16 protein-coding genes, 2 tRNA genes and 2 riboswitches are annotated in these 17,327 nt (G+C 35.7%); of the genes, 17 read left to right on the top strand and 1 reads right to left on the bottom strand.

The window, feature by feature from the left end:
• Nucleotides 1-158: 158 nt before the first annotated feature.
• A riboswitch (cobalamin riboswitch) is annotated at nt 159-327 on the top strand.
• 114 nt (nt 328-441) lie between these two features.
• The 9 genes from CS063_RS08775 to trxA all read left to right on the top strand — a co-directional run bounded on the left by CS063_RS08775 (nt 442) and on the right by trxA (nt 8,353).
• A complete protein-coding gene (locus CS063_RS08775; protein WP_099449323.1) occupies nt 442-1,416 on the top strand; it encodes an ABC transporter substrate-binding protein in 975 nt (324 codons plus the stop codon).
• Nucleotides 1,400-2,428: a FecCD family ABC transporter permease gene (locus CS063_RS08770; RefSeq protein ID WP_099449322.1), complete on the top strand. Its 1,029-nt coding sequence runs from the start codon at nt 1,400-1,402 to the stop codon at nt 2,426-2,428. The genes CS063_RS08775 and CS063_RS08770 overlap by 17 nt, the downstream gene beginning before the upstream one ends.
• On the top strand, nt 2,428-3,198 hold the full coding sequence (locus tag CS063_RS08765; RefSeq protein ID WP_099449321.1) for an ABC transporter ATP-binding protein: 771 nt from the start codon (nt 2,428-2,430) through the stop codon (nt 3,196-3,198). Before CS063_RS08770 ends, CS063_RS08765 begins: the two co-directional genes overlap by 1 nt.
• 144 nt (nt 3,199-3,342) lie before the next feature.
• Nucleotides 3,343-3,443: riboswitch (SAM riboswitch) on the top strand.
• Between the two features lie 173 nt (nt 3,444-3,616).
• Nucleotides 3,617-4,174, top strand: a complete 558-nt coding sequence (locus tag CS063_RS08760; protein ID WP_099449320.1) for an ECF-type riboflavin transporter substrate-binding protein — start codon at nt 3,617-3,619, stop codon at nt 4,172-4,174.
• 207 nt (nt 4,175-4,381) lie between these two features.
• Nucleotides 4,382-6,085, top strand: a complete 1,704-nt coding sequence (locus CS063_RS08755; RefSeq protein WP_099449319.1) for an ABC transporter ATP-binding protein — start codon at nt 4,382-4,384, stop codon at nt 6,083-6,085.
• On the top strand, nt 6,085-6,915 hold the full coding sequence (locus tag CS063_RS08750) for an energy-coupling factor transporter transmembrane component T family protein (RefSeq protein WP_099449318.1): 831 nt from the start codon (nt 6,085-6,087) through the stop codon (nt 6,913-6,915). The genes CS063_RS08755 and CS063_RS08750 overlap by 1 nt, the downstream gene beginning before the upstream one ends.
• 64 nt (nt 6,916-6,979) lie before the next feature.
• A complete protein-coding gene (trmB, locus tag CS063_RS08745) occupies nt 6,980-7,633 on the top strand; it encodes a tRNA (guanosine(46)-N7)-methyltransferase TrmB (protein ID WP_099449317.1) in 654 nt (217 codons plus the stop codon).
• Nucleotides 7,634-7,698: 65 nt separating this feature from the next.
• On the top strand, nt 7,699-7,884 hold the full coding sequence (locus tag CS063_RS08740) for a hypothetical protein (protein ID WP_099449316.1): 186 nt from the start codon (nt 7,699-7,701) through the stop codon (nt 7,882-7,884).
• Nucleotides 7,885-8,035: 151 nt separating this feature from the next.
• On the top strand, nt 8,036-8,353 hold the full coding sequence (gene trxA, locus CS063_RS08735) for a thioredoxin (RefSeq protein ID WP_099449315.1): 318 nt from the start codon (nt 8,036-8,038) through the stop codon (nt 8,351-8,353).
• 51 nt (nt 8,354-8,404) lie between these two features.
• On the opposite strand, the gene CS063_RS08730 is transcribed toward trxA, so the two are convergent.
• Entirely contained in the window at nt 8,405-9,673 is a 1,269-nt protein-coding gene (locus tag CS063_RS08730; RefSeq protein ID WP_099449314.1) for an AI-2E family transporter, read from the bottom strand.
• A 147-nt stretch (nt 9,674-9,820) separates the two neighbouring features.
• Here CS063_RS08730 and CS063_RS08725 point away from each other — a divergent pair.
• From CS063_RS08725 to CS063_RS08690, 8 genes are all read left to right on the top strand, one after another.
• A tRNA-Leu gene (locus tag CS063_RS08725) sits at nt 9,821-9,905 on the top strand.
• A gap of 57 nt (nt 9,906-9,962) precedes the next feature.
• Nucleotides 9,963-10,046: transfer RNA gene (locus tag CS063_RS08720), tRNA-Leu, on the top strand.
• Between the two features lie 619 nt (nt 10,047-10,665).
• Nucleotides 10,666-11,766, top strand: a complete 1,101-nt coding sequence (gene ytvI, locus CS063_RS08715) for a sporulation integral membrane protein YtvI (RefSeq protein ID WP_180270734.1) — start codon at nt 10,666-10,668, stop codon at nt 11,764-11,766.
• 1 nt (nt 11,767) lies between these two features.
• Nucleotides 11,768-12,610 carry a fumarate hydratase gene (locus CS063_RS08710; RefSeq protein ID WP_099449312.1) on the top strand — a complete coding sequence of 281 codons (843 nt, stop codon included), beginning with the start codon at nt 11,768-11,770 and terminating at the stop codon, nt 12,608-12,610.
• 11 nt (nt 12,611-12,621) lie between these two features.
• On the top strand, nt 12,622-13,173 hold the full coding sequence (locus tag CS063_RS08705; protein ID WP_099449311.1) for a Fe-S-containing hydro-lyase: 552 nt from the start codon (nt 12,622-12,624) through the stop codon (nt 13,171-13,173).
• 30 nt (nt 13,174-13,203) lie between these two features.
• Nucleotides 13,204-14,208, top strand: a complete 1,005-nt coding sequence (gene sppA / locus CS063_RS08700) for a signal peptide peptidase SppA (protein ID WP_308415470.1) — start codon at nt 13,204-13,206, stop codon at nt 14,206-14,208.
• Nucleotides 14,209-14,348: 140 nt separating this feature from the next.
• Entirely contained in the window at nt 14,349-15,878 is a 1,530-nt protein-coding gene (gene glpK / locus CS063_RS08695) for a glycerol kinase GlpK (RefSeq protein WP_099449310.1), read from the top strand.
• A gap of 150 nt (nt 15,879-16,028) precedes the next feature.
• Entirely contained in the window at nt 16,029-17,327 is a 1,299-nt protein-coding gene (locus tag CS063_RS08690) for a phenylacetate--CoA ligase family protein (RefSeq protein WP_099449309.1), read from the top strand.

Here is a 17,327-nt window from a genome sequence, read left to right as displayed (position 1 = left end):
TTAATGCCTTTATAATATGGACAATATTAAGGCTTATCAAACATAAAATGATAGATTTTAAAAGAAATAAGTATCTGTAGGAGTGGATAGATACAAGAAGTTAGATACGGATTAGAGGCTTGACAGTTAGGAGAGAGTGTGACATGATAATAGCGAAATGAATAAAGAACATATAGGGTGCTTATGCTTAATAGGGAAAGTGAAAAGCTGCAGCCCCCGCTACTGTACATAGGGACGAAGGTATAGGGCCACTGCAAGTGATTTTGTGGGAAGGTCACCGGAGAAGGAACTATGAGCCAGGAGACCTGCCTTATATGTGTGTTAATATTCTTTCGGAGGGAGAGAATAGTACAGTAGGCTATCTATAAGGTAGTTTAATGGTGCTATGAAGCTTTCTTAAGATTAAGAAGGCTATTTTTTTTGATAGCATAGGAGGAAAAGATGGAAGCAGTAAGGCATTTAAGAAAAATGAGATGGATAGCTCTAGTAATTATGGTCATTATAAGTGGTTTTTTGGTAGGTTGTACAAAGAATAAACAGGATGCTATACCTACTCCAGTTCCTACAGTAGGGCAAAATTTTAATGTATCTGTAACAGATTCAACAGGTGAAATAATCACTTTAACAAAGAAGCCAGAGCGCATTGTTTCCCTAGCACCAAGTACAACAGAGATTCTTTATTTTCTAGGCTTAGAAAGTAAAATTGTAGGACGAACGAAGTATTGTAATTACCCAGAAAGTCTTGTAAGTGTACCTGAAATTGGTGGGACGTCTAATCCGAATATAGAAGCAGTGGTTGACCTTGCCCCAGACTTGGTTGTAGCATCTACTCATGTATCAGATGAGGTAATTAATAAACTGAGAGAAGTAGGGATTCCAGTGGTATTTCTTAATGAGCAAGAGAACTTTGAAGGAACTTATTCAGCTATTCGTAAAATAGGACAATTAACAGGAGCCGGTGAAGAGGCTGAGATTGTTATAGAAGATATGAAAAGTAAGTTGGAGCGAGTAGCAAGTGCACTTGCAGCTTTAAATAAAGAAGATAAGCCCACTGTGTATTATGCAACAGGTTATGGAGAAAGTGACTACGGAGCGGGAGGAAATACATTTATTGGGGAAATCATTACTTTAGCTGGTGGTGATAATATTGCAAAAGATGTGCAAGGCTGGTCTATTAGCAAGGAGCAAATTGCACAAGGTGATCCAGATATTATTATTGTGCCTACAGGAGGAGATATGAAGGCCAATATGGAGGTTCAAGATTTTTATAAGGATTTAAGGGCGATTAAAGAGGGACATATCTATGAAATAGATGGAGATAGTATTTCAAGACAAGGTCCACGTATAGCTGATGCACTTACTGAAATGGCCTTTATTATTAATCCAGAGCTAGAGTTAGATGTGGCAACTCAATAAAAAAGCTACAATAAGAAATATAAGGCTCTTATATTTCTTATTAACGATAGGTATTATTTTATTTGCGTGTATCTCTGTGACTATAGGTGTAGCAGATATTACTTTAGGAGAGACCTTCGCAATTATTCGGTCTAAACTTATGAATAGCCCTCTCACTAGTCAGATCTCTCAGGGACAGCAGATGATTATTTGGAATCTACGTATTCCTCGTATTTTAATGGCACTTTTAACAGGGATCAATTTAGCTGTTACAGGTGCAGTTTATCAAGCTATTTTTAGAAATGATATGGCAGATCCCTACATGTTAGGTGTTTCATCAGGAGCTTCTTTAGGAGCAGCTATTGGTTTTTGTATGGGAGGGTTTTCGCCGATATATGCTTTTACCGGTGCACTAATTGCTAATGGGTTAGTTGTTTTACTTTCAGGGCTTAGTGGAAAGATTTCTCCTATTCGTTTACTTTTAGCAGGTCTTGCTATTAATTATTTTTTCTCTGCTTTTTTATCTTTTATTCGTATTCAAACTGAAGATAAGAATCTAGCTGTCTTCATATGGGGTATGGGTACACTGAATGCAGCTAGCTATGAAAGGGTAGGGATATTGCTTTTAGTTACGGTACCTATACTTCTTCTTTTCTTTGTTTATCGTAAGGAGCTTAATATGCTTTTAATGGGAGAAGAGGCAGCCAAGGCTATGGGAGTAGATGTAACTCAAGTGAGGAAAAAACTACTTATACTTAGTAGCATGCTGATTGCTACTAATGTAGCCTTTACGGGGACTATCGGTTTTGTAGGACTTATTATCCCACATGTAGCAAGACTATTATTTGGTTCTAACTATAAGCGAACATTGCCATTATGTGGCTTCTTTGGAATGTATTTTGTGTTATTTTGTGATAATCTAGCAAGAGCAGTATCTAAGGGAGGTGAACTACCTCTCGGTATTGTAACGGCGTTATTGGGAGCGCCTTATTTCATGTATCTAATTTATAGAGAGCGAAAGAAGGTAGGGTAATGATAAAGATTCAAGGACTGAATTACCATGTGAATGACAAGCCTATTTTAGAAGATATTTGCATAAGTTTTGAAAAAGGTAAGACTTATGGCATTATTGGCCCTAACGGAGCTGGAAAGAGCACGCTTCTTAAGCATATTATGAGTTTGATTAAGCCACCTAAACATAAGATTTATTATGAAGGTAAAGATATCACAGATTTTAAAGTTAAGGAGTATGCCAAAAAAGTAAGTTTTGTTTTTCAAGAAAATGTGCGTGAGGTTGATTTTAGCGTTCATGAGATATTGATGATGGGAAGATATACGAGGATGGATCTTTGGGGTAATATCGCTCAAAGTGATGAAGAAGCTATAGAAGCTATTCTAGAAGAGCTACATATTACAGCCTTACGCAACCGAAAGATTAGCACATTAAGTGGTGGTGAGGCTCAAAAGGTATTTATTGGTAGAGCCCTTTTGCAAGAGACACCTGTTTTACTTTTGGATGAACCTACATCTATGTTGGATATGCATAATGGCATTGAAATGATGGAGTGTATTAAGGGACTCAAAGAAAGGCATGGTCTTACAGTTATCATGGTTATTCATGATCTTAACTTAGCTTTTTATAGCTGTGATGAGTTAATCTTGTTAGAAGGCGGTAAGGTAGTTGCAAAAGATGCCTCTCAAAGCATGACAACAAGTGAGATACTTCGAGAAGTATATCAAAATAAATTAAAGGTGATACAAGAAAAAGGGAAAAATTACATCGTTCCAGTTATGAACTATTAAAATAGTTTAGATAAAGCTCAAAATGGTGTGATGATCATTACGCTATGGCTTTTGGCTTAGTAAAAAGTTAGGGAAAAATGTTGACAAAGCGAAGTAGACAGACTAACATAGTAGATAATAGTATGTATGTTTACAATAAAGGAACTCTTATCAAGAGTGGTGGAGGGATTGGCCCTATGAAGCCCAGCAACCTGTTATTATTATAAGGTGCTAAATCCAACAGCTAGAGAGCTGGAAGATGAGTATAATCATTCGTGCGCTAAGCCGGAGCATTATGCTCGGGCTTTTTCTAGTGCTGTTTTTAAAAAAGCTATTTAAAAAGAGTAGGAGCAGGATGACTGAAAGGCTCAAAAGTGAGATTTACTAAAGTTGTAGAGTAGATACTAAAGTGAGAAATTAAAAAAAGGGGGAAAAGAGAATGAATGAAAAAAAGATTCTATCTATCAAAACCATTGTAGCTATTGGTATTGGGGCGGCTGTATTCTTAGTGTTAGGGCGTTTCGCGGCTATACCAACAGGGGTGCCTAATACAGAAATACAGACAGCTTATGCCTTTTTAGCACTAATGGCAGTTTTATATGGACCAGTTGCAGGGGCAGCTATTGGATTTATTGGACATACTTTAAAGGATGTTACAGCATATGGGATGCCATGGTTTAGCTGGATTATTGCTTCAGCAGTAGTAGGTTTAATAATGGGTCTTGCTTGGAAGAAGCTTCATGTAAGCGAAGGCGTATTTGGTAAGAAAGAGATGATTACTTTTAATATTTACCAGATTATTGCTAACCTTATTGCATGGGGGCTTGTAGCACCTACATTAGATATTGTAATTTATGCAGAACCACTTGATAAACTTTATTTACAAGGTAGTGTAGCAGGTATTTCAAATATTATTACAGTAGGGGTGTTAGGAACAGCCTTACTATATGCATATGCTAAGACACGTACTAAAAAAGGAAGCTTAGATAAAGAATAGGTAAGGGAAATTAACAATGCTTAGTTTGGCTAGGCTTAGCCAAACTAAGCGAATACTTAAGCTTCTTATAGAAAAAAGATAGAGTATAATATAAAAGTGAAACAAATAACCAAGGTATTCTAAGTATCAAGGTAAGAGGTTAAATATACAAGTAAGTAAATGAGAGGGTATGACACGAAGGATGTTAAAGACTAGAGAGGATTTGGGATGAAAAAGCCAGTTATTGAGTTTAAAGACTTTAATTTTCAGTACAATGCACAGGCAAAACCTACGCTAAAACATATTAACTTAACCATTTATGAGGGAGAAAAGGTGCTTATTGTAGGGCCATCAGGTTCAGGCAAGAGTACACTTTCCAACTGTATAAATGGATTAGTTCCCTTTTATTATGAAGGGGAAATAACAGGAAGTTTACTTATAAATGGTAAGGAAACGAAAAATTCAAGTATTTTCGAGCTATCTAATGAGGTAGGAACCGTTCTGCAAGATCCGGATGGACAGTTTATTGGTTTAACAGTAGCAGAGGATATTGCGTTTAAATTAGAGAATGATTGTGTGCCTCAAGAAGAGATGAAGGAGAGAGTGAGAAAAGCTTCTAAACTTGTGGAAATTGATAACCAATTAGAGAGTGCACCACATAGTCTTTCAGGAGGTCAAAAACAGCGTGTAAACTTGGCAGGTGTTATGATTGGAGATGTAAATATTTTACTTTTTGATGAGCCGTTAGCAAGTTTAGACCCTGCAACGGGTAAAACTGCTATTGAACTGATTGATGAGCTTCAGAAAAAGACAGGCAAAACTATTATCATCATTGAGCATCGCTTAGAGGATGTACTTCACCAGGAGGTAGACCGTATTATTGTCATGGATGAAGGGACAATCATCTCAGATACGAGTACAGAAGAGCTTTTAGGGCAATCTCTTTTAAAAGATACGGGTATCAGGGAACCTCTTTATATTACAGCTTTAAAGTATGCAGGATGCAGGGTAATATCAGAGATGAAGCCCCAACGTATACATACACTTCAAGTAGAAAGCTGCAAAGACCAACTTGTTACCTGGTATGCGGATCAATCAAAAGAATTAATAGAGGAAAAGGCAGAAGTTATCCTAGAATTTGATAAAGTAAGCTTTGGGTATAATCCTCAAAAGGAAATTTTAAAGGATATTAGCTTTAAAGTTTATAAAGGAGAAATGTTAAGTATTGTAGGGAAAAATGGTGCAGGAAAATCTACTCTCTCGAAGTTGGTTTGTGGCTTCTTTAAACCAACCAAGGGACGTATCCTTTTTGAAGGAAAAGATATGATAGAGGATACTATTAAAGAGCGTGCACAAAAAATAGGGATGGTTATGCAAAATCCCAATCAAATGATTTCTCAAAATATGATTTTTGATGAGGTTGCTCTTGGTCTAAGAGTACGTGGCATAGGTGAAGAGGAGGTAACAAAGCGTGTGAATGAAACACTAAAGGTGTGTGGCCTTTATCCATTTCGCAACTGGCCTATTTCCGCTTTAAGCTTTGGACAAAAGAAACGTGTAACGATTGCTGCTATACTTGTGTTGCGTCCAGAAATGCTCATTTTAGATGAGCCGACAGCTGGTCAAGATTTTAAGCATTACACTGAGATTATGGAGTTTCTTAAGGGGCTTAATCAGCAAGGTATGACTATTATCATGATTACACACGATATGCACTTGATGCTAGAGTATACTGATAGAGCCATTGTCGTTTCAGAGGGGCAAAAGGTGGCAGATGATTTGACCACATACATTTTGACCGATGAAGAAACCATTAATAAGGCTTATTTGAAAAAAACTTCTCTCTATGAATTGGCACTTAAAGTAGGAATAGATGAGCCAAGAGCCTTTGTAAAATGTTTTATTGATTATGATAGGAGGATGAGGTTGTAATGAGCCAAACTATGCTAGGATATATCAAACAGGATTCTCCTATTCACTATTTGACAGGAGCAACGAAGCTTATTTGCCTCCTGTTATTTTCCTTTGCTTCGATGCTTACTTATGACACACGCTTATTAGCCATTATACTTATTTTTAGTATAGTAATGTTTAAGGTATCTAAGATTCAGTTTAAAGATGTAGCTTTTGTAGTTTATTTTATATTAGTATTTTTACTTCTTAATAATATTGCGATCTTTCTTTTTTCACCCTATGAAGGTGTAAAGATTTATGGAATGAGGACAGATTTATTTAAATTGGTAGGTCCTTATACGGTAACAGTAGAACAGCTTTTCTATCAGTTTAATATTACACTTAAATATCTATCCATTATTCCTATGGCGCTCTTATTTATGGTAGCTACACACCCTAGTGAATTTGCAGCTTCCCTTAACCGAATAGGAGTTAGCTACAAGGGGGCTTATGCTGTAGCTATTGCCCTTCGTTACATCCCAGATGTACAACGAGATTACCATGATATTGCCTTTGCTCAACAAGCAAGGGGGATTGATATGTCTAAAAAAGAAAAGTTAAGTAAACGTATTAAAAATATTACAGCTATACTCCTACCTCTTATTTTTTCAAGCCTTGACCGAATTGAAACCATTAGCTGTGCAATGGAATTAAGAGCTTTTGGAAACAATAAAAAACGTACATGGTATAGTGCACGTCCTTTTAAAAAAGGAGATTATATAGCTATTGGTGTAGCAACAGCTTTTTTAGTTGTAGCTTTTTTAATGATGATTAAAAATGGTGGACGTTTTTATAATCCATTTCTCTAGTGTTGGAATACTAAGTAAATAAAAATGAGCATAACATAAAAGAAGAACAAGGAGAGTTAAAAAGATGCGTCTAAGAAGAGATAGTAGAGCACCTGAATATTTGGCACAAGACGAAAGAGTTATTCTTGAGCCTAAAAATTTAAAGGGAAAATGGAAAGAATACTTTGGAAATGAAAACCCCATTCATGTTGAGTTTGGGTGTGGTAAAGGTGGCTTTATAACAGAGCTTGCTCTTCGTAATCCACATATCAACTATATAGCAGTAGAGCGTGCTGAAACTGTTGTTTATAAGGCTTGTAAAAAAGCAAATCGTAATGAAGAGATTCCACATAACATGCGTTTTTTATTTTGGGATGTAAGAGAGTGTAGAGAGGTTTTTGAATTAGGAGAAATAGAACGTATTTATTTAAATTTTTCTGATCCATGGCCTAAGAAACGTCATGCAAATCGTCGTTTAACAGACCGTAGCTTCTTAGAAATGTATGAAGCTATTTTAACATCTAAAGGAGAAGTTCACTTCAAGACAGATAATAAAGGTTTATTTGCCTATTCCATTGAAGAATTTTCAGCTTGCAATTGGCTTATGAAGAACGTAACTTTAGATCTTCATAATAGTGGAATGGAAGATAATATTATGACTGAGTATGAGAAAAAATTCTCTGAAATGGGCTTTACCATTAATCGATTAGAAGCTTTAAAACCACAAGCTCATGTCTAATACCAGTGTTTTTAGCCAAGGTTCTTTCATATAGTATAGTAAGATACTTAGAAAGGAGCTTGTTTATGAGCTTTCAAGATATTGTAAAGCAGTTTGTTACAGATATAACCTACGAGGCTGCTCAGCAAAAAGGGAAGAAAAAATCTAGAAGCCCAAGGGCTTTTTGGGGAGAATTTACTCAAGGATTAGATGAGATGGAGACTTATTTACAAGAAAAAACGAAGCCTTTTCATTCAAGTTCAAAAAGATAGTTCTGCATAGAAATATTCGAACATGATATACTACTAGTAAATGCAAAAGTACTTGCATTTATAAATTTTATAGACTAAACTAACAATAGACTTCTATATAATGTCTATGAACAAGGGAGTAAAATAAGGTCGATTTAAGGAGGAAAAGAAAATGGCTTTTAAATTTACAGATAACAATTTTGAAGAAGAAGCAATTCAATCATCTGTACCTGTTGTAGTAGATTTTTATGCAGACTGGTGTGGACCTTGCAAAATGATTGCTCCTGTTATTGAAGAACTAGCAAAAGACTACGAAGGTAAAGTAAAAATCGGTAAAGTAAATACAGATGAAAATAGAGGGGTAGCTACTAAATATAATGTAATGAGCATTCCTACCATTGTGTTTTTAAAAGATGGGAAGGTAGTAGATACTGTAGTAGGTGCTGTTCCTAAAACTGTTTTAGAGCAAAAGATTAATGCAATGTTATAAAGATAAAATGTCTCCTAGGAAGTTTTAAACTTATTAGGAGACATTTGTTTTTTATTTTTTAGTTTTCCTACTTTTAATTTCCTCTTTAGAAGAGCCAGTAGGTTCTGCTAAGAGGGTAGGGGGGACGGCAACGTGTTTAGTATGCAGTACCTTGTCCATATGGCGATTAATATTAACAAGTAGAATGGCAATAATAGGTGAAGCAAAGAACATGCCCAAAACACCCCATAATGCCCCTCCAACTAGGATACCAGAGACAATCCAGAAAGGACTAAGTCCAATGGAATCTCCAAGTATTTTAGGCCCTAAGATAAGACCATCAAACTGTTGGAGTAAGAAAATGAAGAGTCCTACAAGAGTTGCTGGCCATAAACCACTAAAGAGTGTAATAATAACTGCTGGAATGGCTCCTAAAAGTGGACCGAAATAAGGAATCATATTAAAGACACCGACGATAAAGGCAAGTAAGATAGCATAAGGGTTCTTTAAAATGGTTAAGCCAATGAATGCCAGTATACCAATGATAGTAGAGTCAATAAACTTTCCGATGAAGAAACGAATAAAGGTTTGATGACCCTCGCTTGAAATAGTGATGATTTTATCCGCAGTAGGTACGCTGAAAAATGAATAGATCACACGTTTAGCACCATAAGTAAAAGCTTCTTTTTGTTGCAAAGTATAAAATGCTATTACTAATGCCATAATTCCATTAAAAAGAGAAAAGGTAAAGGTATAGGCACGAGTAACAATAGTAGAGAAAAGAGCTGAAACCATTACATTTAACTTAGAAAAGTTTAAAAAGTCTTGTAAATTAGCATTAATCATTTCAAAAAGCTTAGGTGTATCAATAGGTAGACTAAAGGCTGTAATGGCTTCATTTATATTTCCCTCTAAAGAAGCAAGTGTCTTTTGGAATGCATGCATATAAATAGGAAGCATATCAAAAAGCTCCTTAATATTTTGAAGGATTTGAGGGACAAGATAACGAATCATTAATACACATGTTCCAAGGATGACGATATAAACAATAACGATGGATAAAGTACGAATAAATTTACGATACTTTATTTTTTGGGGCTTAAATAGCTTAAGAAGATACCTCTCAAAGAAATCCATAATGGGATTAAAAAGGTAAGCAATCAATAAACCATAAAAAATAGGAGATAGAGTGTTGAATATGCCCTTAAAGAAATTCATAATAGCAGGGGCAATATTATCTGTATTAGAGGAGACTCTGTAAAATAAAATAGAGACTACGACTACAAAAATAGCATATAAAGCTATTTTTAAATAAGTATTATTGTGCCAAAATTTTTTCATTTCATACCTCACTCATGAATTAGTTAACTTATTCTAACATATTATTATGTAGAAAAAAAGAAATAATAAATGCTTGACACAAACGTGGGGGTTCGATATAATAATACTTGTCCTAAGGAAAGTAGTCCGTTAGGGAAAAGAAAATATGCGGAAGTGTCGGAACTGGCAGACGAGCAAGACTAAGGATCTTGTAAGCAATGCGCTTGTGTGGGTTCAAGTCCCATCTTCCGCATCCTTAAGAAGACTTAAGCTTAAAGCTTAGGTCTTTTTGCATATTTTAAGTCTTTAAGCGATTGTGGCGGAATTGGCAGACGCGCTAGATTCAGGTTCTAGTGTGAGTAATCACGTAGGGGTTCAAGTCCCCTCAGTCGCATAGTCATAAGATTAAAAAAGAATACTCCTGTTTTGCATATAAGAGCCTTATTAAGTATGTGGAATAGGAGGATTTTTTTGATTTGTAGATAAGTAGCGGCAATATATTTTAAAACGAGATGAATTTATTGCTTTAAGGTGGAATTATTTGATAAAATAAAATGCAAAAATAAGCTAAAAAAATAGAATGTAGTAGAAAAAAATGTTTTGTTAACATTTTGTTTACAAATTTGTACAAAAAAATACAAAAACTACTGCTATTCTATAAACGAACGGAAATATTAATCGCAATATGCGGTTAAAGGGAATTATTTTTGCTATTTTATTCCCCTAAACCCCAAATTTTAAAGATGTAAGAGAATTAGACTAAATGAGATTCTTAACTCCCCTAAATACATTCTTGAAAATTTAAAGTAGCAAAAATAAATCCTAATAGCAAACCCTTACAAAACTCTATTTAAACACCCTATTTTCCCCAATAGGGTGTTCTTTTTTTGCAAAAAATGGATATAAAATAATTTATAGTGTCTTTATGAAAATCCTTTAAAATAGTTTGAAATCCTATATTAACGGGAATATTTATATGATATATTAGAAATAAGATGAGGGGGTATAAAAGGATGCAAGGATTAGAAGAGTGGTATATAAATATAGGGAGAAAATGGGTTCGTATTGGGCTTATATTAGTAGCTATTTATTTATTCTTTAGACTAAAGGCTATAGAGTATATTGCTCCGTTTATAATTGCCTATTTATTTGCTATGCTATTAAATCCTTTTGTAACTTGGCTCAATAAAAAAGTGAAGATTCCAAGAGGAATAGCAGCCATTTTTAGTATGTTAACTATTTTAAGTGGTGTACTAGGAATCATTTCTATGTTAGTTAGGCAGCTTTGGCATCAAATGGTAGGATTTGCGAGTGCTTTTCCTGATATTAGTAGTCAGCTTATTGAGACGATTAATGACTTTCAAGATGAATGGGGGAGTGCTTTAAGTGTACTGCCGGCTTCAGAGGTCTTTACTAATATAGATACTACAATTGAAAAGATATTAGAAGGAATAGGAGCCTTTTTTACGGCTATTATTCCAGGAGCATATAATGTGGTAAGTAAAGTGCCAGATATGGTTATTTTTATTATTGTAATGCTCATTGCAACTTTTTTTATAACACGGGATTATCAGTACATTAAAAATTTTATTAAGGCTCAGCTTTCTGAGACAGTTATTTCTAAATTTGTGGTGATGCAAGATGGTTTATTAGGTGCTTTAGGTGGTTATGTTAAGACACAAGTCATTCTTATGAGCATTACTTTTGGAATCTGTTTAGTAGGTTTATTTGTGTTAGGAATTAATTATGCACTTCTTCTAGCTATTATTATAGCTATAGTTGATGCACTTCCTGTGTTTGGCAGTGGAACCATACTTATACCATGGGCAATTTATAATTTAGTTGTAGGGGACTTGATGTTGGCCATAGGACTTTTAGGCATCTATGGTATAATATTTATTACAAGACAAATTATGGAGCCAAAGATACTTTCTACCCAAATTGGTGTTTATGCACTTGTTACTGTTATATCTATGTATATAGGTTATAAAGCAATTGGCGTTTTAGGGCTGATTTTAGGTCCAATTGTAGCAGTATGTGTAAAGACATTGCAAGCAGTAGGGGTTATCCCTCCGTTTAAACCTATAAAAGAACAAAAGAATAAGGGGAAATAGTGTGAAAACAATACAAATAGAAACGATTATAAGTAGTGTAAAAGAATTATGCATAAGAGCCAATTATGATTTACCAGAAGACGTCTATGTTAAGCTTAAAGAGGGAATAGTAAAGGAAGAAAGTCCAGTAGGACAAGATATCTTAAGAGATATTTGTTATAATGCAGATATCGCCAAGGAAGAACAAGTACCCATTTGTCAAGATACAGGCACCACTGTTGTGTTTGTAAAGCTTGGTCAAGAAGTGCATATAGAAGGAGGCCTCCTAAGTGAAGCTATTAATGAAGGAGTGAGGCAGGGGTATAAGGAAGGCTACTTAAGAAAGTCTATTGTAGAGAACCCTCTTTATAGGGTAAATACTAAAGATAATACCCCAGCAGTGATTCATTATGAAATAGTAGCAGGTGACAAGTTAGAAATCCTTATAGCACCCAAAGGTGGTGGTAGTGAAAATATGAGCAGGGTCTATATGCTTACTCCTTCACAGGGAATAGAGGGAGTTAAAAGAGCAGTTTTAGAAGCAGTTCGTTTAGCAGGTCCTAATGCATGTCTTCCCGTTGTTGTAGGGATTGGTTTAGGAGGTAATTTTGAAAAGTCTACTTATCTAGCTAAAAAAGCCCTAACGCGAGATATAGGCTCTGTTAACCCGGATGAACGAATGGCGAGATTAGAAGGTGAGCTCCTTGAAGCTATTAATAAATTAGGTATTGGACCACAAGGCTTAGGAGGCTCAGTAACAGCATTAGCTGTACATATAGAAGACTACCCTTGCCATATTGCATCGATGCCTTTAGCCATTAATATGGGGTGTCATGTAAATAGACATAAGAGTATTACCTTATAGGGAGGAAGAGGATGAACAAACAAATAAATACACCCATGGATAAAGAAACAGCTAGAAGTTTAGTAGCAGGCGAAAAGGTACTTCTTAATGGTATTATCTATACAGCAAGAGATGCTGCCCATAAGCGAATCATTGAGCAGCATAAAGAAGGAAAACCTTTCCCTATGCATCTTAAAGATATAGCTATCTACTATGCAGGTCCAACACCTCATAAGCCAGGCCAAGTAATAGGAAGCTGTGGACCAACCACTAGTGGACGCATGGATGCCTATGCTCCACAGTTTATGGCATGGGGTGAGACTGTGATGATAGGTAAAGGGCTTCGAAGCCAAGAGGTGATTGAAGCTATGAAAAAGTATGGAGCAGTTTATTTAACTGCCATTGGTGGAGCAGGAGCATTACTTGCTAAATGTGTTAAAAAGATGGAGTGTATCGCCTTTGAAGATTTAGGAGCTGAAGCGATCTATAAACTTACCGTTGAAAACTTCCCTGTTATTGTGACTATTGATAGTCAAGGTAATAATTTGTATGAAACAGGCAAAATGGCCTATCAAAAGAAATAAAAATAAAAGCTTTTGTGAAGGGGAATAAATATGGAATCACAAGGAAAAAAGAGAAATAAAGGATTTCTAGTCATAGTGATTATTATAGCAGTTATTGTATCTTTCATTTTATGGTTTAGTTTGATGGGCAGTGTTATAAAAAATATGTTAGGTGTTAATGCAGGTAAATTAAGTAATTTAGATGCAACTAATCATGTGATTAAGACGGTAGCCAAGGGTGAGAGTATTGATGTAATTTATGTAGAAGGTGTTATTGGTGGAGAAGCTTCAGGTTTTGGTGCGGTAGGGTATGATCATAACTGGACCTTGCAAACCATTGATCAGCTTATAAACAGTGATCAGAACAAAGCTATCATGCTTTATGTGAACTCACCAGGTGGTGGTGTTTATGAATCTGATGAGCTTTATCTTAAATTAAAGGAATATAAAGAAAAAACAGGAAGACCTGTTTATGCCTATATGGCACAAACAGCAGCTTCAGGAGGTTATTATATCTGTATGGCAGCAGATAAGGTTTTTGCTAACCGCATGACCATGACAGGTTCCATAGGCGTGATTATGTCTTTGCTAGACACAAGTGAACTGGAAGGAAAGCTAGGTATAAAAACCGAAAACATTGTATCAGGGAAAAATAAAGCAATGGGGAATCCTTTAACACAGGAGCAACGTGAGATTCTTCAGTCAATGATTGATGAAACCTATGGTATTTTTGTAGATATTGTAGCTGAAAACAGAGAGCTCTCCCGTGAAAAAGTGGTGGAGTTAGCAGATGGGAGAGTTTATTCTGCTTATCAAGCAAAAGAACAGGCATTAATCGACGAGGTAGCGACTTATGAAGCAGCTTTAGAAAGTCTTAAAAAGGATAATGACCTTTATGGATGTGAAGTCAATGACCAAGTAAGAGAATTAACTTTTTTTGAAACTTTGTTTGGAACCATGAGTCAAAAGCTTAGTAAAGCCAGTGAATTTGCAGCTGTAAGAGATTATTTGGAAAATAATAATAATGGTAAGTTGATGTATTATTATAGACCCTAAAAGATAAGGAGAGTGCTAATGTCATTCTAAAAACTACTTTAAAAAATGTAGCAATATAAACTACATGAGGCAATGAAAGGTAGTGAAGAAGGCTATTAGTGCTCTTTTTCCATATTTAAAGAGAGAAAAGGAGAAGAAAAATGAGTGACTATAAAAAGGAAGAGAAATATATTGTTGCCCTTGATCAGGGGACTACTAGCTCACGGGCAATTTTATTTGATAAAAATCAAAACATTATAGGAATAAGTCAGAAGGAATTTATGCAGATATATCCTAAAGAAGGTTGGGTGGAGCATGATCCTATGGAAATTTGGGCTTCTCAATATGGGGTGCTTCAAGAGGTAATGGCAAAGGCTAATCTTACACAAGAAAATATTGCAGCCCTAGGTATTACAAATCAAAGAGAAACAATCATTGTATGGGATAAAGAAACAGGTAAGCCGATCTATAATGCTATTGTTTGGCAGTGTAGGCGTACAGCTGAGTTTTGCGACCAATTACGAGAGCAAGGTTGGGAAGACTATATAAAGAAAACCACAGGGCTTGTATTAGATGCCTATTTTTCTGCTAGTAAAATCAAATGGATTTTAGACCATGTAGAAGGAGCTAAAAAGGCAGCACAGGAAGGGAAGCTTTTATGTGGAACAGTAGATAGTTGGCTTGTATGGAAATTAACAAATGGGAAGGTACATGTAACAGATTATACCAATGCTTCTCGTACCATGCTCTTTAATATAAAGCAATTAAAATGGGATGAAAGACTCTTACAGCTTTTTGATATTCCAAGGAGTATGCTGCCTGAAGTAAAGAATTCATCTGAAGTTTATGGGACAACCAATTTAGGGGCTAAGGGAGGTATACGTGTACCTATAGCCGGTATAGCTGGTGATCAGCAGGCAGCACTTTTTGGACAAGGCTGCTTTGAAAAGGGAAATGTAAAGAATACGTATGGTACAGGTTGTTTTGTACTTATGAATACAGGTAAAGAATGCATCAGCAGTAAAAATGGGCTATTAACGACCATTGCTATTGGGTTAAATGGAGAAGTAGAATATGCTTTAGAGGGCTCAGTCTTTATTGGTGGAGCTACGGTACAGTGGCTAAGAGATGAATTGCATTTGGTTAATGAAGCATGTGATACAGCTTATTTTGCCAATAAGGTACAAGATAGTGGTGGGGTTTATGTAGTACCTGCTTTTGTAGGGTTAGGAGCACCTTACTGGGATATGTATGCAAGGGGAGGTGTTTTAGGTCTTACTAGAGGGTCAAATCGTAATCATATTATTAGAGCATCTTTGGAAGCAATAGGTTATCAAAGTAGAGATGTAATGGATGCTATGGTTGAAGATGTAGGACATAGCTTAAGCAGTATTAAAGTAGATGGCGGTGCTAGTAAAAATGATTTTCTCATGCAATTTCAAGCAGATATAACAGGGGCGAATGTTGTACGTCCTATTGTAACAGAAACAACAGCCTTAGGAGCTGCTTATCTTGCAGGGCTAGCTATCGGCTATTGGAAGGATAAAAAGGAGTTACTAGAAGCATGGAGAGTGGATAAGACTTTTGTACCTGTTATGGAAAAAGAGATACGTGCTAAAAAATATCGAGGATGGAAAAAGGCAATTAAACGCTGTATGGAATGGGAGATAGAGGATAAAGAAGAGTTTTAAAAATAAATTCAATAATAACTTATTGTAAAAAATGAAGGATTGGACTTTAAATATTGCATAATCTTACCTTAAATGATACAATTTTTGTTAGAATTGTATACTATAAGTTCTGTGTAAATAGTAGCAGATGCATATAAGGAGGAAAGAGTAGTGAAATATTGGCAAGAGGAAGAGACCTATAGTTTAGAGCAAAAAAGAGCTGTTCAAACCGAAAGATTGATTAAAACCGTCAATAGAGTCTATGAGAATGTCCCTTTTTATCATGAAAAAATGAAAGAATTAGGTATAGAGCCAGGGGATATTAAAAGTATTGATGACCTTAGTAAATTGCCCTTTACGAATAAACAAGATTTAAGGGACCACTATCCTTATGGACTTTTTGCAGTACCAATGGAGGAAGTAGTTAGAATCCATGCTTCTTCAGGTACAACAGGTCAACCTACTGTTGTGGGATATACTAAAAATGATATTGAGATGTGGCAAAATATGATGGCTAGATGCTATACGGCCTATGGACTAACGAAAAAAGATATTATACAAGTTGCATACGGCTATGGATTATTTACAGGTGGCTTAGGTGCTCATTATGGTTCAGAGTACTTAGGGGCTACGACGGTTCCTATTTCTGGTGGAAATACTAAGAAGCAAATACAACTTCTTCAAGAATTTGGTTCTACAGCTATTGCTTGTACTCCTTCCTATGCACTCTACATTGGGGAAAGTATGAAAAATATGGGGATAGACCCTCGTAGTACGAATTTAAGGGTAGGTATATTCGGAGCAGAACCTTGGACGGATGAAATGAGAGAAACCATTGAAAGTACTTTTGGTATAGAGGCTATGAATATCTATGGGTTAAGTGAAATTATGGGACCTGGAGTAGCTTTTGATTGTCAACATAAACATGGTTTACATATTAATGATGATCACTTTGTACCTGAAATCATCAACCCAGATACTACAGAGCTTATGCCGAATGGAGAAGAAGGAGAGCTTGTTTTTACTTGTATTACAAAAGAAGCTTTACCACTTCTACGTTACCGTACACATGATGTAACGAAACTTTACACAAAACCTTGTGCATGTGGAAGAACCCTTACTCGTATGGGCCGGATAACAGGGCGCAGTGATGATATGCTTATTATAAGGGGTGTAAATGTATTCCCATCACAAATAGAAAGTATTATTCTAAAAGTAGCAGAGGCAGCGCCACACTATGTACTCATTGTAGATCGTATTAATAATTTAGATACTTTAGAGGTATGGGTAGAAGCGAAAGAAGGCCTATTCACAGATGCTATTAAATCACTTGAGCGAGTTGAAAAGCATATTACGAATGAACTATTTAGTTTATTAGGTCTTCATGTGAGGGTAAGACTTGTAGAGCCTCGTACCATTGAACGAAGCGAAGGAAAAGCAAAGAGAATTATTGATAAGAGACAAAAATAA

Source organism: Sporanaerobium hydrogeniformans, from assembly GCF_002735925.1.
GTDB classification, from domain to species: domain Bacteria; phylum Bacillota; class Clostridia; order Lachnospirales; family Cellulosilyticaceae; genus Sporanaerobium; species Sporanaerobium hydrogeniformans.
This window is presented reverse-complemented; position numbering and strand designations above follow the sequence as displayed.